General features: G+C 42.1%; 16 protein-coding genes. All 16 read right to left on the reverse strand.

Features of this window, described 5'->3' with window-relative positions; all coding sequences use genetic code 11:
- Positions 1-2 precede the first annotated feature (2 nt).
- Positions 3-2,102, reverse strand: coding sequence for a flagellar biosynthesis protein FlhA (gene flhA, locus A9267_RS05445; protein ID WP_055025016.1), 2,100 nt, complete (start codon positions 2,100-2,102; stop codon positions 3-5).
- Between the two features lie 132 nt (positions 2,103-2,234).
- A complete protein-coding gene (gene flhB, locus A9267_RS05450; protein WP_055025017.1) occupies positions 2,235-3,365 on the reverse strand; it encodes a flagellar biosynthesis protein FlhB in 1,131 nt (376 codons plus the stop codon).
- A 7-nt stretch (positions 3,366-3,372) separates the two neighbouring features.
- Entirely contained in the window at positions 3,373-4,179 is an 807-nt protein-coding gene (gene fliR / locus A9267_RS05455) for a flagellar biosynthetic protein FliR (protein WP_055025018.1), read from the reverse strand.
- A gap of 4 nt (positions 4,180-4,183) precedes the next feature.
- A complete protein-coding gene (fliQ, locus tag A9267_RS05460; RefSeq protein WP_055025019.1) occupies positions 4,184-4,453 on the reverse strand; it encodes a flagellar biosynthesis protein FliQ in 270 nt (89 codons plus the stop codon).
- Positions 4,454-4,462: 9 nt separating this feature from the next.
- A complete protein-coding gene (fliP, locus tag A9267_RS05465; RefSeq protein WP_055025020.1) occupies positions 4,463-5,209 on the reverse strand; it encodes a flagellar type III secretion system pore protein FliP in 747 nt (248 codons plus the stop codon).
- Positions 5,210-5,214: 5 nt separating this feature from the next.
- On the reverse strand, positions 5,215-5,628 hold the full coding sequence (gene fliO, locus A9267_RS05470; RefSeq protein WP_065108528.1) for a flagellar biosynthetic protein FliO: 414 nt from the start codon (positions 5,626-5,628) through the stop codon (positions 5,215-5,217).
- 41 nt (positions 5,629-5,669) lie between these two features.
- Positions 5,670-6,056: a flagellar motor switch protein FliN gene (fliN, locus tag A9267_RS05475; RefSeq protein WP_055025022.1), complete on the reverse strand. Its 387-nt coding sequence runs from the start codon at positions 6,054-6,056 to the stop codon at positions 5,670-5,672.
- A gap of 9 nt (positions 6,057-6,065) precedes the next feature.
- Positions 6,066-7,094 (reverse strand): flagellar motor switch protein FliM, encoded by a 1,029-nt coding sequence (gene fliM, locus A9267_RS05480; RefSeq protein ID WP_055025023.1) that lies wholly within the window; start codon positions 7,092-7,094, stop codon positions 6,066-6,068.
- 27 nt (positions 7,095-7,121) lie between these two features.
- Positions 7,122-7,646 carry a flagellar basal body-associated protein FliL gene (gene fliL, locus A9267_RS05485; protein ID WP_055025024.1) on the reverse strand — a complete coding sequence of 175 codons (525 nt, stop codon included), beginning with the start codon at positions 7,644-7,646 and terminating at the stop codon, positions 7,122-7,124.
- Positions 7,647-7,741: 95 nt separating this feature from the next.
- Positions 7,742-9,238 carry a flagellar hook-length control protein FliK gene (locus A9267_RS05490; RefSeq protein ID WP_065108529.1) on the reverse strand — a complete coding sequence of 499 codons (1,497 nt, stop codon included), beginning with the start codon at positions 9,236-9,238 and terminating at the stop codon, positions 7,742-7,744.
- A 220-nt stretch (positions 9,239-9,458) separates the two neighbouring features.
- On the reverse strand, positions 9,459-9,905 hold the full coding sequence (gene fliJ, locus A9267_RS05495; RefSeq protein WP_055025026.1) for a flagellar export protein FliJ: 447 nt from the start codon (positions 9,903-9,905) through the stop codon (positions 9,459-9,461).
- Positions 9,905-11,242 carry a flagellar protein export ATPase FliI gene (gene fliI / locus A9267_RS05500; protein ID WP_055025027.1) on the reverse strand — a complete coding sequence of 446 codons (1,338 nt, stop codon included), beginning with the start codon at positions 11,240-11,242 and terminating at the stop codon, positions 9,905-9,907. The genes fliJ and fliI overlap by 1 nt, the downstream gene beginning before the upstream one ends.
- Positions 11,211-12,284, reverse strand: coding sequence for a flagellar assembly protein FliH (gene fliH / locus A9267_RS05505; RefSeq protein WP_065108530.1), 1,074 nt, complete (start codon positions 12,282-12,284; stop codon positions 11,211-11,213). The genes fliI and fliH overlap by 32 nt, the downstream gene beginning before the upstream one ends.
- A gap of 71 nt (positions 12,285-12,355) precedes the next feature.
- Positions 12,356-13,402 (reverse strand): flagellar motor switch protein FliG, encoded by a 1,047-nt coding sequence (fliG, locus tag A9267_RS05510; protein ID WP_055025029.1) that lies wholly within the window; start codon positions 13,400-13,402, stop codon positions 12,356-12,358.
- Complete coding sequence (gene fliF / locus A9267_RS05515) at positions 13,392-15,011, reverse strand: flagellar basal-body MS-ring/collar protein FliF (protein WP_218919256.1); 1,620 nt, start codon at positions 15,009-15,011, stop codon at positions 13,392-13,394. The genes fliG and fliF overlap by 11 nt, the downstream gene beginning before the upstream one ends.
- Before the next feature lie 107 nt (positions 15,012-15,118).
- Positions 15,119-15,460, reverse strand: a complete 342-nt coding sequence (gene fliE, locus A9267_RS05520) for a flagellar hook-basal body complex protein FliE (RefSeq protein WP_055025031.1) — start codon at positions 15,458-15,460, stop codon at positions 15,119-15,121.
- Positions 15,461-15,548: the final 88 nt, after the last annotated feature.

Raw genomic sequence — 15,548 nt, forward strand, 5'->3', positions numbered from 1 at the left:
CGCTATTGCCCTACTGCAGATACTATGCGTATTTGCTTTTCATCAGGAATTTCTTGATAAGAAATAACCCGTAAATTCGGGATAGTATATTTAACAAATCGTGACAGCGTTGACCTTAGCATACCTGATGTCAATAAAATGGCTGGCTGACCGACCATTTCTTGCTTCTGAGAAGCGTCTAATAATGACTTCTGCATGCGTTCTGCAAGGCCTGGTTCAATATTTGGCCCTTCACCGCCTGTCGCTTGCATAGACTTGTGCAACATCTGTTCCAACTCTGGCGCCAATGTTATGACAGGGATTTCTAATTCTGGTCCAGATATCTCTTGAACAATCATTCTCTTCAATGCAATCCGCACTGCGGCTGTTAATACTTCAGTATCATTACTCTTTGTACCGTATTCTAACAGTGTTTGCACTATTGTACGTAAATCTCGTATAGAAACACCTTCATTAAGAAGGTTTTGCATCACTTTAACCACTGAGCCAAGTGGCATGATGTCTGGAATAAAGCCATCAATAAGCTTCGGAGAGTTTTTAGCTAGCATGTCCATTAATTGCTGTACTTCTTCATAGCCCAGTAATTTCGCAGCATTGTTCGTCAATAACTGACTAATATGAGTCGCTACTACCGTTGCGGTATCCACGACCGTATACCCTAATGTTTGGGCATGTTCACGCTGCTCAGGTGCTATCCATACTGCTTCTAAACCAAAGGCTGGGTCAGTTGTCTCAATGCCATCAAGTTTACCGTAAACTTGTCCAGGGTTGATGGCAAGTTCACAGTCATGCCTAACTTCAGCCTCACCAACAACAACGCCCATCAGCGAGATTCGATAACTATTTGGTGATAAATCCAAGTTGTCGCGAATATGCACAGCGGGAACAAGGAAGCCTAACTCTTGAGATAGTTTTTTACGCACCCCTTTAATACGGCCAAGTAATTCGCCGCCTTGACCTTTATCCACAAGAGGAATTAAGCGATACCCCACTTCTAGTCCAATAGTGTCAACATGTTGAACATCTTCCCAGCTCAGCTCTTTGGGTTCAGCATCTTTAACTTCTGCTGGGCTGCTCACAGCTTTTTCAAGGGCCGCAGTTTTAGCGTCATTATTACGTTTATAAATCATGTAAGCTGCTATGCCAGTAATCACAGCAAAAGTTAAGAAAGCAAAATGAGGCATTCCAGGGACAATACCCATGATGAACAATACAGCAGATGCAATCGCCATTGATTTATGACTATCAAACATCTGGCTAATCATCATACCGCCCATGTCACCAGATTCATTTTGACGAGTGACCATTAACGCAGCAGCAATCGATAGTAACAATCCTGGAATTTGAGCAACTAAGCCATCACCAATAGTGAGCAGAGTATAAATTTCAACGGCACTCGAAAAATCTAGCCCATGTTGCACCATACCAATAACAAAGCCACCAAGAATGTTGATGACCAAAATCATGATACCCGCAATGGCATCACCTTTTACAAATTTTGACGCACCATCCATCGCACCGTAAAAGTCTGCCTCTTTAGTCACTTCAGCACGTCTAACTCGAGCTTGGTCTTGCGTCAATGTACCTGCGTTAAGGTCAGCATCAATCGCCATTTGTTTGCCGGGCATAGCATCCAATGTAAAGCGAGCACTGACCTCAGAAATACGTCCAGCACCTTTAGTTACAACGGCAAAATTAATAATGATCAAGATAAGGAAAACCACTAAACCGACAGCATAGTTACCACCGATAACGACTGAGCCAAATGCCTCAATGACTTTACCTGCAGCATCTCCACCGTTGTGGCCTTCTAACAATACAATCCGAGTGGAAGCGACATTGAGCGCTAGACGTAATAAGGTCGCAACAAGAAGCACACTAGGGAAAGCAGCAAAATCTAATGGACGATCAGAATAAATAGCAACTAACAGCACAACCAGAGCAAGTGCAATGTTAAATGAAAACAAGATGTCGAGTAAAAATGCGGGCATTGGTAGCACGACCATGCCGAGTGCAGCAAGTACCAATAGCGGTGTACCAACACCTTTGAAAGTACTGAATCTAACTTGTTTAACTTGGCCTAATGCTGCTTTTACATCCATCAGTAGGAAACCTTTATAGTAATATTCTTGACGCTAACGTCTCTAGTTAGCAATTACTACGCCAAAAGAAAGGTTCAAACAGAAATTCTCAGCTGAGTGACCAAGTTATAACCAAAAAACAATAAATCTCAATTAGTGTTTTAAGTCATCGGGGATAGGTTGATTTAAAGGGATAGGTTTAGGGCGCTTCCCTTTGCCTTTTTGATATTGTTTAAGCTGAAAAACATAAGCAAGAATTTGCGCAACAGCAGTAAAGAGCCCTTCTGGCACTTGCTGTTCAATTTTCGTCGTATGATAAATGGCGCGGGCTAAAGGTGGTGCAGAGACAATCGGCACTTCATGCTCTCGAGCAATTTCGCGTATTTTAAATGCGACATCATCCACACCTTTCGCGACTAAAAATGGCGCAGATGATTGCATAACATCGTATTTTACAGCCACAGCGTAATGCTCGGGGTTTACCACAATAACATCGGCATTAGGGACTTCAGACATCATGCGCTTATTCGCCATTTCATGCTGCATTTGCCTAATACGCCCTTTCACTTCCGGCTTACCTTCAGTGTCTTTATATTCGTCTTTTACTTCTTGTTTGGTCATTTTTAATTGTTTGTTGTGATTCCATATTTGAAATGGCACATCAATAATTACAATGAATAACATCGAAGAACACAGTAAAATAAACATCCACACTAATAGCTCTAGCGCATGATATACATTGCCAGGCAAGTGGTCAGTCGACAGTGTTAAAATGTCAAAGAAGTAAAAACTTAACAAGAAATAGGCTGAAATGGCCACCACAGAAAATTTGGCAATCCCCTTAGTCAGCTCAACCAATGCTTGAGTACCAAACATCCGCTTAAAGCCTTTGGCAGGATTCATTTTACTGCCTTTAGGCATAAAAGCTTTTACAGAAAACGTCATACCACCAAGAATGATATTACCGATAAATGCGATGACAGTTAAAAAGCCAATAAAGCTGAATAACGGGAACGCGAGCTCTGTGCCAATAATTCCCCAAACGAGAAACATGGAGTTGGTATCAAAAATCTGGTCACGTTCCATGGTCAAAATTTGCGTCATGATGGTATGCAGACTTCGCGCAAGGTTTGGTCCCACAATAGCAAAACCCACTGCTGATGCGAGTAATACCGCTGCTGTACCTAACTCTTTTGAACGTGCCACCTGCCCTTTATCACGCGACTGTTGCAGTCGCTTGGCGGTGGGTTCCTCGGTGCGTTCTTGACCAGTATCTTCTGCCATCAGTAATTTACCGAGTTATCGAGCCGTCAGTTTGACAGGTCAGTTGCAAAATATCACACATCAATACTTGGCCTTGCAGCCAAACCTCATCGAAATGAGACATGATGGGTCCTAAAGTTAACCACAAAATTAGCAATCCACTCACCATAGTGACTGGAAAACCAATTGCGAAAATATTCAATTGAGGTGATGCACGAGTCATTACCCCAAAAGAAAGGTTTATTAATAATAAGGCGACAATCGCTGAAATTGACATGGTGAGTGCAGCGCCAAACATATAGCCACCAAACTCAGCAAGTCTGCGATAATTTGTAATTGTGAAGCCCTGATTTGAAATAGGAATCGTATCAAAACTCGCCACCAGCATAGTAAACATCAGCAAATGCCCGTCCACGGCAAGAAAAATCAATGTTGCCAATAATAAAAAGAAATTACCTACAACGGGTGTCTGCTGTCCTGAGCCTGGGTCAACCATTGACGCAAAACCTAAACTGGTTTGCATACCAATAATTTGTCCAGTTAATACAAAAGTTTGCATGACCAAAATAGTGACAAACCCCATTGCAGTACCGATAAGGATTTGTTGCGCTGTAATAAACACTGCACTTAACGAAAATAGCTCAATATTGCCAACGGGTTCAGGTAACACTGGCGCCACAGCAATGGTAATGGCGACTGATAATAATAAGCGGACTCTTGCTGGAGTGGTATTAGCGCCAAATACCGCCATGACCATCAACATTGAAGAAATTCTGAATAACGGCCAGACATAAGCTGCTATTGTTTGGCTAATTTCCTCAAATAGAATCTCCATCAAGCTAGCCTATCACTTGCGGGATCATATCAACCATGGTGTAAAAGAAATCCATCATGGTTTGCACTAACCAATGGCCTAAAAACATTAATGAAAAAAGCGTCATTAACAGCCTTGGTAAAAAACTTAAGGTTTGTTCATTAATTGAGGTGGCTGCTTGAAACACAGCAACAATCAAGCCGACAAAAAGACCCGGTAAAATAATCGCTGAAACGATCAATACAATAACCGACAGCCCTTCACGAAATATATCAATTAACGACTCTGGTGACATAGTTGGCCCTTACGTGCCGAAACTGTTGGCAAGTGTTCCCATGACTAATCCCCAACCATCAACTAATACAAACAACATAATCTTGAATGGTAAAGAAACAATCATCGGCGATAACATCATCATACCCATCGCCATCAAAATACTCGCAACCACTAAATCGAGCACCAAAAATGGCACAAACAACATAAAGCCAATTTGAAAAGCCGTTTTTAATTCGCTGGTGATAAAAGCAGGTACCAGAACACTCATAGGCACTTGCTCTGGAGATGAGATATTGGTGTAACCAGAAATTTCAATAAAGGTTTCTAAGTCTGTGGTTCTGACTTGAGACAGCATAAATGCCCTAAGTGGCTCTTTGCCTACCTCATACGCTTGCTGCATTGTCAGTGATTCATTGATATATGGCTCAACCGCTTGGTCGTAGATTTTGTCGAAGACTGGCGCCATGATAAAAAATGTCATGAACATGCTCATACCAATCAACACTTGGTTTGAAGGGGTTTGCTGTAATCCAAGCGCTTGACGCAAAATAGAAAGCACGACAATGATACGGGTAAATGAAGTCAGCATGATGACCATGGCTGGAATAAAGCTCATCGCCGTCATCAATAACAAAATCTGCATTGTTACTGAGTATTCAGTGCTACCATCGGCCCCTGTTGTGACTGTGACGGCTTTTAAAATGCCGTCTTCTGCAAAACTATAAGGGGTGAAAAATAATGCCGTCAATAATGTCAGAACAATCCATTTTTTCATTATCGTTATTCCTTGGAAGCTGACTTAGCTTGCTCTTTGGCTTGCTTTAAACGGCTTGCAAATGAAGTGGTTTCAACTTGTACTGCGCTGTCTAATTTTTCAATCAGATTCACTTGCTGCGCGGTCACGCCGAGTAAATATTGTTGGCCTTCTAGCTCAACAAGCACCAGTTTTTCTTTTTGCCCTAACGGCGTCATTGCAACGGTTTTTATGACACCTTGATTAGATTGAACGAGGTTTAGCTTTTTAACGATGTATGCCAGAACAAAAATGATCGCAATCACTAATATCAGGCCACCCATCATACTGGATAAGGCTGCAATATTTGATGTTTCCGCCCCCCGAGTAGCCACCACGGGTGACGCAGCCTCATTGACAGCAGAACTCGCAATGGCGAACAAACTAACAGCATTTAACACAAATAAATCCTTTACTAATTGATGGGTGTTTTATCTCTATTTTACTTAAGCTTTTTGATCCGTTCAGTTTGGCTGATCACATCTGTTAGGCGAATACCAAATTTATCATTCACCACAACCACTTCACCATGGGCAATCAAGGTACCATTAACCATAACATCTAATGGTTCACCCGCCACCCTATCAAGCTCAACAACTGAGCCTTGGTTAAGCTGCAGTAAATTACGAATACTAATAAAGCTTCGCCCTACCTCCATCGAGATGGTGACAGGAATGTCCATGATGCTATCAAGTTTTTCTGCTTCTTCTTTTGAAATAGGCGCAGACTCATCAACTAACTCATCAAGCTCGACTTGTTCAGCAACATTTGCTTCTTCAAGAGCTTGCTCTGCCATCGCTGCTGCCCAATCATCAGTATCATCACTCATTACTTCACCTTATAATTCTGAAATATCACGCGCTTTACCTTTCTTACGCGTAATTAATTGTAGTTCCGATTTAGCGGTTTCTGGTCGAGGTATTTTCTCGCTGATTTTTAACGCTAAGTTATCTCTAGACTTACCTAATTTACATCGATAAGTCGGTAAATCTTCGATTCGCATCATGATGTGTTCTGGTAATTCAATCGGTATCACATCACCAGCTTTAAACTCCATGACATCTCTAAGAGTCACTTCATGTTCAATAATATTGGCATCGATTCCAACCTGCACGTCCATGATTTCATCACGTAATGCTTGGCCCCAGCGCATGTCGGTATCTTGTTTATCACTTTGAACACCCGCATCTAATAATTCTCGAATCGGTTCAATCATTGAATACGGCATCGTGATATGAAAATCACCACCGCCGCCATCCACTTCAATGTGGAAGGAGTTAATCACCACAACTTCAGTTGGGCTAACAATATTCGCCATTGCAGGGTTAACTTCAGAGTCAAGGTACTCAAACTCGACATCCATCACTGGCGCCCAAGCATCCTTGTAGTCTTCAAAAATAATTTTCAGTAATAGTTGTACAATGCGACGCTCGGTCGGGGTAAATTCACGTCCCTCAATCTTGGCGTGGAAACGTCCATCACCACCAAAGAAGTTATCAACGAGAATAAATACCAGACGTGCTTCCATCGTGATAAGTGCAGTCCCTTTTAGCGGACTGAAACGCACCATATTTAAACTTGTTGGCACAAATAACGTATGCACGTACTCGCCAAACTTGAGCATTTGTACGCCATTAATCGAGACTTCGGCTGCACGGCGCATCATATTAAACATGCTAATGCGAAGATGACGAGCAAAACGTTCGTTTACAATTTCCAGCGTCGGCATTCGCCCACGCACAATTCTATCTTGAGATGAGAAGTCATATACCCGAGTATCATCATTCTCATTAATGTCATCTTCATCGACATCATCAACACCATGGAGTAGCGCATCAATTTCGTCTTGGCTTAATAAATCACTCACGTCATCACCTTGGCTTTTTCACTGGCGTTATTGCATTACGAAGCCAGTAAATAGTACTTTTTCGACTATTTTTCGACCCGCTACAGGTTGCAATGTATTTTGCACGTTTAGTAAGGCCATTTGTCTTAACTCGTCTTTTCCAGCTTGAGTACTGAGCTTTTGAACATCAGCAGCACTAAATGTTGTCAGTAACGCATCTTCAATTAAAGGAATATGCATTTTAGCTGTTTGACCATCGTCGCCTCGTACCATTAGTTGAACTTTAATTTCAACTAACCTTGCTCTATCGACTCCTGGTAAATTAAACAAAAACGGCCTAGGCATACCGACGTAGTTCGCTTTACCTTTGGTTGAATCATCTTCCACCACTTCACTTGTTGCTGCTGTGCCCGGTGTTGTTGAAGCAGACTCTTCATCTCCACCTAAAAAGAACATTGCAGCACCTGCGATAACCGCAAGCAACACCACACCTATTACAATAAAAATGATGAGCTTCTTTTTACTTTTAGGTTGGTTCTCTGTGGTTAACTCTAAAGACTCTTCTTCAGCCATAATTCATTCCATTTATTTATTGCGCTGCCAGTAAAATTATTAACATTCGCTATAGCGCACCAACAGTCTTAACTTGTTGGCTATAGATTACCGACTTAGGCGTAATAATCTATAGCAGAATTGCTACTCAGTGAATGTTTTGCTGCAATGTCGAGTTCTTGTGCTGATATTTCATCCAACATCGCATCACCATTGCTGTTTTGTTCATCATATTCAGATTTCGACTCGTTATCACCATCTTGAGAAACATGACTATCAGCAAGTTGAAGTCCTTCTTCAGCTAACATTTCGCGTAACTTAGGAATCGCTTGTTCGACGAGATCTCTTGTTTGTGATTGTGCGACTTGGAACTGTACTTGAGTTTGCTCACCGTGAACTTGAACTCTCACGACCATATGGCCGAGCTCGGCAGGATCAAGTCGAATTTCAGCATGTTGAACGCCTTGTCCAACCATAGTGATTAATTGCTGCTTCATCACTGGAGCAAATTTTTGAATCATATCTTGCATGTTCACCGCAGCTTCAGCCCCTTGGCGTAAAGATAGCTGGAATTGTGGGACATCACTTTTATGTTGCGCCGTAAAGCTGCTTTGATTTTGTAATGCTTTTACTTCAGTTGACTCTGGTGTTAACTCAGACGTTGCTGCGCTAGCAGCTGAACTGGCCAACGCTGCATTTTTAGCTATTTGTTTATCCATTGACACAGTTAACTCAGCTTTGGACAAATTGATTTGAGGCACCTCTTTAGAGGATGACTTCGTCTCTGCTTGGCTTGCTTCGCCTATTATCGTGCCTTTTTCGGCATTGAGATTCGCCTCTGCAGTATTTTTACTGGCTTGCATTTCAAGTGTCGTATTAACCACTGACTGAGGGTTCACTAATGATGCATTATTTGTTTGATTGGTATTAGCTTGCGTATTGGATGCTAAATTAGCGACGTTTTTAACTGAGTCACTGTCAGCCGCACCTTCATTAGCATTTGCAAGCACAGCTTGCTTATCTGTCAGAGCCATTAAAGGCAACGCTTGTTCACCGCTTAGCTGATGCTGACGATTGAAATCAGCAATCAATTGATTAAGCTGCGCTGGCGTAAGGCTCGCTAATTTCTCGCTATCCATTGATGAAAACTCACTTAACTGAGTGAGCTGTTCAGCCGTCAACGATGATAGAAAAGCGTTGACGGTTTCATCAGTCTCAAGTTGTTCATCAGAGTTGATTGTCTGAGTATTTGCCAATAATTCAGAATCCAGCATGTCAGAATCTATTGCTGAGCCTTCGTCCGCTAAAAGCTCTTCATCTAACGGCAATTCTTTGCCACTTGGATCTGAAGGACCGACTTTATCAAAATTTTCAGACATACCAATTTGCGCAAAAATTAACTCTACATCAGCCTCTTCAATTGCGACATCAGACTGCTCTTCTACATTTGTCTCGCTACTTCTTGCCAACTTGGTCTTTTCAACATCCATTTGTGACGCTTGGTTAAAAACAGATAGAAAAGATTGATTATCAGCACCTTGCGATTTATCTGAACCAGTAACACTTGCAACTTTACCACTATTGCCTAATAAAATATTACTCATCTGCTGCATAACCAACTCCAAATCACTCCCCTAATCGAAACCATTAACAAGGTCATTTCTGGGGGTTTATCCATTGTCACAAAGCTGACACTTTGCGAAGTTAATACAAGTAACTAGCAAATTAAATGCCAAACTTTTATCTTTGTAAAAAGTTGCAAATTGGTAAGAGTAGTGACAGTAAACAGTGAAATGAAACGAATGATGAATTGATAAAAATAATAAAAAGACCTTAGCGAGATTTCTTGCGGATAAACTGCTGCATAGCAAATTCATCTGATGCTTTTTGTTCCTTTTTATTGGCAAGCTGCTGGGCTTTTTGGGCGTTTTTTTCAAGTAACAATTCAACAGCTTTGCGCTTTTGTTGTTTTTCTTGCCAGTGAACCTGACGATAACCCGTTTGTTTCTCAGCCTCTTTTACCGCATTAACTTGTTGTAATAAGGCTTGATCTACTTGCTTTATAAATTCATGAAAAGAATGATACTGGCTTGCGCTGAGGGTTTTTCCTTGGTTTTCGCCCATTTGTTTCATGTATTCAAGCCGATAATTATTAAGCGCATCAAGTTGGCTTTGATGTTTTTGTTGTTCAAGCTGAGCAGACTTTAGCTGAAGCGCAGCTTGCTCTTCAGCTTCTTTGTTCAACTTTAATACGGTTAACAAGGGATCAGTTCGGCGCATTATTTACATTGAGCAGCAATCTGCCCAACCATAGTTTGACTATCATCAAAAGTAATTACATCTTTAAAGCCTTGCCTTAAAAAGGCATTCATAGCCGGTTGTAGGCGAATCGCATTATCAATTCGAGGGTCACTCCCTTGGGAATAAGCACCAATCGAAATAAGATCTCTGTTTTGCTGATACAAGGAATACATTTGTTTAACCAGTCGCATCGACTCAAGGTGCTCTGCTGAAATAACCATAGGCGCAACACGACTAATAGATTGTTCAATATCTATTGCAGGGTAATGCCCTGAATCTGCAAGCGTCCTTGATAACACAATATGACCATCTAAAATCGCTCGAGACGCATCTGCAATGGGATCTTGTTGATCATCACCTTCGGTTAATACCGTATAAAACGCAGTAATAGAACCTTGCCCCGGTCCACCATTACCGGCTCGTTCCACTAAACGTGGCAGCTTGGCAAATACTGAAGGCGGATAACCTTTGGTTGCAGGCGGCTCCCCGACAGCAAGGGCAACTTCACGTTGCGCTTGAGCATATCGAGTTAAACTGTCCATCAATAACAAGACGTTATAGCCGAGATCTCTAAAGTATTCAGCTATTCGTGTAGACGTTTCACACGCTCGAAGTCGCATTAACGGTGAAGTATCAGCTGGCGCAGCGATAACGACCGAACGAGCTCGACCTTCAGGGCCCAAAATTTCTTCAATAAATTCTTTTACTTCTCGACCACGCTCTCCCACTAAGCCAACGACAATAATATCTGCCGTTGTCCCCCGAGTCATCATGCCAAGTAGCACACTTTTACCGACACCAGAACCAGCAAATAATCCCATACGCTGACCTTTACCTACGGTTAGCATGGCATTAATCGCTCTGACTCCCACATCCAAGGGTTCTGAAATAGCCCGCCGAGAAAGCGGGTTAATCGGTGGTGCATGTCTTGACGCTTGCTGTTCTGTGTTTAATGGGCCTAAACCATCCAACGGTGCACCACTACCATCAAGCACGCGCCCTAATAAACTTAAACCGACATTTAACCCTGATTGCTCACCTAAGGGTTGAACTCTTGCTCCTGGTAACACGCCTCTTAATTCTTCTACCGGCATCAAATACAAGAGTTCATCATCAAATCCAACCACTTCAGCAATTAGCTCACCAGCCATAGTTTCAATTGAACATAAACTACCGACAGGTGCACGACAGCCCGTTGCCTCTAGCGTTAACCCTACAACACGCACCAATTGCCCACTTGCAACAGGGCGCAAAGGACTGACTTTTTGGCTTTGTATTTTGAGTTTATTCAGTAGCTGATGTTGACGGCTTTGCATCGTCTATATCCTCAGCAGTTACAGAAGTGTCAGGAGCTTGACTCGCTTCCTCTACAGGCGCGTCTGATGCTGCTAGATTGGCTATTTCAGGGGACAGTTGTTTTGGCGACAATGCAGCGYCAGGCTCATTCACATCTGCAATCGTTGTTTCTGGCTCATGTCGAACTGGTGAAGATGTCGCCGTTGAATCCAAATCTCTTGCTGGTAGTTCATCGACAATATCAGTTTGATAAAGGTTAGAATCCGATTTCACTGTTTGAACATTATGTTGAATACCTTGTGCTTGCTCTTGAAGCTGAGAGAGCACCTGCTTCATTCTCTCTTCAACTCGCAAATCCACGCTTGAACGTAAGCTATTAATAATACAGTCACCGGAATTCAGAGAAGGATCGGCATCGATTTCCCAATGGTTTTTTGCTAACTGAGCATCACTGTACATTTTGGTGACTAAGGTGGCGTCGTCAGGATGTAATCGAAGTTTTACTTGCTGTTCTTTAATAGGCAGTGAGTCAACACCTTGGCGCAGCACAGATAAAATATGTTCTGGATGAGTTTTTAGCTCATGGCCCACAATGGATTTTGCCAGATTAATAGCAAGGGTGAGCATTTCTGACTCAATTTCAGCGTCGAGAATCATTAACGGTTGCTCAAACTGTTGCACAATGCCCGTTAAGCGCTCTAACATCTCATGCGCTTTATTCAACCCCTCTTCATAGCCTTGTTGCTCGCCTTGGCTAAATCCTTCTGAGTGACCTTGTTCTAACCCTGCTAATTTCCCCTGCTCAAGCCCTTGGTTATACCCATCAACTTTGCCTTGTTCAAACCCTTCTTGCTCTGCCTCTGCTCGAATTTGCTCAATCTCAGCCATGGTTGGCGGTAATAACGGTTTGTCATCCGCTTGCGGTGGCGGATTATTGGCACCTAAGTGACCAAATAAGTTTGACGGAGCATCAGCTTGAGATTCAGTCACATCAGGTAATTGCCAGTGACTAAAATCATGTTCTTCATTTTCAAGCGGTTTGTTGGTTTTAGCGTCCGTCATCTTAATGGCCTAATTGACTGCAAAAATACTGGTTAAGTCGGTGATGTCACTCACTCGTTTAGCACAAGTGATTATAAGAACTCTTCTCCACCACCGCCGCCAAGCATAATTTCACCACTATCACTCAAGCGTCGTGCAATTGCGAGAATTTCTTTTTGAGCCACTTCCACTTCACTGATCCTAATCGGTCCCATAGCCTCAAGATCGTCACGTAGTAACTCACCTGCACGCTTAGACATATTACCCACGATTTTATCAGATAACTGGTCATCGGCTCCTTTCAAGGCTTTCATAAGTACATCTTGTTGTACTTCTCTGAGCAAGACTTGAATGCCACGGTCATCAACGTCAATCAAGTTCTCAAATACAAACATTAAGTCTTGGATCTGTTGCGCCATTTCCTCATCAGATTCACGCATGGTTTCCATAATCTGACTTTCTACTCCGGTATCAAGGAAGTTCATAATATTTGCAGCTGCTTTTAAGCCGCCCATTTTAGCCGCTTGTGCGCCGCCTTGGCCTGCAAACTGTTTCTCCATGATGTCATTTAACTCTTGCAGTGCAGCAGGTTGCACTTCTTCCAAGTTAGCAATACGCATCATTAAATCTAAGCGGGTATTTTCTGGGAACTGACTAAAAATTTCAGCCGCTTGATCGGGCTCTAAATAAGATAAAACAATAGTTTGGATTTGCGGATGCTCGTTCTGAATAATGGTGGCAACCTGACGTGCATCCATCCATTTCAAAGAATCCAAACCTTTGGCACCACTGCCCATGATAATTTGTTCAATCAAATTACCCGCTTTATCTTCACCAAGTGCCGCTGTTAATGCTTTTCTGACAAATTCTTCACTATTAAAGCCAATAGATGAGAATTTTTGGATTTCTTCAAGAAATAACTTATGAACGCCAATGACTTTTTCTTGACCAAACTCTTCCATAGCTGCCATTGCCATACCGACTTTCTGGACTTGCTTAGGTTCAAGATGCTTTAAAATCGAAGCTGCATCAGCTTCACTTAGGCTTAACAGCAAAATAGCCGTTTTCTCGATACCCGTTAAGTCATCAGGGTTAAACCCTTTAGTTGCCTCTGCAACTGCTACGTCATCATTTGCCATCTTCTTGTAACCAACTCTTAATTACTTGGGTAGAAAGTTCAGGTTCATTAGCCACTAATGCCCTAATCGACTTGATCATATCATCATCTTTATGCAGGTTCGGTATTTGAATCGAACCGTCATCAGCATAACTGTAATCTGCTTGCTGAGTATTTAACATGCCCAATGTGTCTGCAGCGTACTGATCTTCAATTTCAGCAAGCTCATGGCCTAAACGTGTTTCTTCAGGCATCTCAACTTCGTTAGATTTCAATAACCTGTTTAGCATTGGACGAATAACAAATAATATCAGAACTAGCACTAATAAAGCGCCTAGTATTAGCCTTACCGCTCGCCAAAACCATGGTTGCTCCCACATTTCAAGCGCTGGTAATTCTTCAATTAGTTGGTCCATAAATGGAACCGTTACCACCTCCAACGTATCACCACGTTGACTGGTAAATCCCATCGCCCCTTCTAATAAACGTCGGATATTAGTCAGCTCTTGTTCGGTTCTAGGTACTCTTGTTACCACACCATTTTCATCAACAGGTCCAGGCTTGTAGTCAATGGCGACCGATACACTTAATCTTCTAACCACACCAACTTGCTGACGAGTATGGCTAATAGTCGTATCAAGCTCAAAGTTACGAGTCGCTTCACGGAAACTGTCTCCAGTAGCTGCAGTGGCTTCAGATTCACCCACTTCTTGTGGAATATCAGACTCCATAGGTGGTTGGTTTGATAATGCACCTGGAATACCACCCATTGCCTGACCCGATGAATTACGCTCAATGGTCATTTCGCTGCGTACTGCTGGTAAATCAGGAGAAAAACGTTTTGCTGTTTGCTCAACGGCAGTGAAGTCCATATTGACATCCACTTGCGAGGTAAAGTTTTCAGGGCCTAAAATCGGCATTAAAATAGAATCAACTTTATTACGGTATTCAGATTCTTTTTGTTGAACTAACTCTTGTTCACGGCGAGCTCTTGCTGAAGCGCCATCTTGGCTTCCAGAGTTAAGTAAACGGCCATTAGAGTCAGTCACTGTGACTCGAGTAGGCTCTAAACCCTGAACAGCAGAAGCGACAATATCAACAATGGAATCAATTTCTTCTTGACCTAAGCTGCCACGGCGCACGTTAACGACTACGGTTGCGCTAGGTTTAGATTTGTTTCTGGCAAATACATTTTCTTTTGGTAACGCTAGAATCACTTTGGCACGAGTAACACTTTTAAGCTCTTCAATTGCACGAGCTAAATTGACTTCTTGGCTTTGTTTTAATCTCGCCTGCTCCATGCGTTGACTCACACCAAAGCCACTATCTTTACTCAAATAATCGGTTGGTTGACTTGAGGTTTCAACACCTGCACGGCCTAATAGTAATTTTACATCTTGATACTTATCTTCTGGAATACTGACTACATCACCAGAAATTTTATAGGCAATTTTATTTTTATCGAGAACGTCCAGAACCTGGATCATTTCATTGGTTTCCATCTGACCTAGAGGTCTAAACTCAGGCTCTTGCGCCCAAATCATCATGAAAACCGCCAGCACCAAACAGACTGCCAACGCTAATATCATGGTGATTTGACGCATGAAATCAGCACTGCCAAATGAACTCATTAAGCCAGATTTGTTCTCTTGCTGAATCCCAGTGCTATCAACGGTATCTGAATCTAATACGAGATCTGTGCTCACAATAATTACCTACTTTCTAATCTGATAAGAGCCTAAACAGGCATGCTCATAATTTCTTTATAAGCTTCAACAAGCTTGTTTCTTACTTGCACAGTTGCTTCAAATGCCACACCTGACTTTTCACGAGCTATTACGGTATCTGACAGTGTGACTGTCGAATCACCCATTTCTAAACGTGTCGCTAGGTTGGCGGAATTTTTTTGTAAAGCAGTAACACTTCCAACGGCTTGAGAAAGTAACTCTCCAAAATCAGCCCCTGATGTATTACCCACCTTCTGAGTCATATCCGGTTGAATTGGAGAACGAAGATTAGGTGAAATTTCACCACGAAGTGATTGCATTTCTTGTAAAAAAGGATTTCCGCTAACCTGCATTGTAAACTCCTATTCGTCGGATATTTGACGACTAAAAACCAGTTACAATAGATTTAGCAATTAGGATGCCAATAATATAAAAATGCCT

Origin of the sequence: Shewanella sp. UCD-FRSSP16_17 (assembly GCF_001675935.1) — a bacterium.
GTDB lineage: Bacteria > Pseudomonadota > Gammaproteobacteria > Enterobacterales > Shewanellaceae > Shewanella > Shewanella japonica.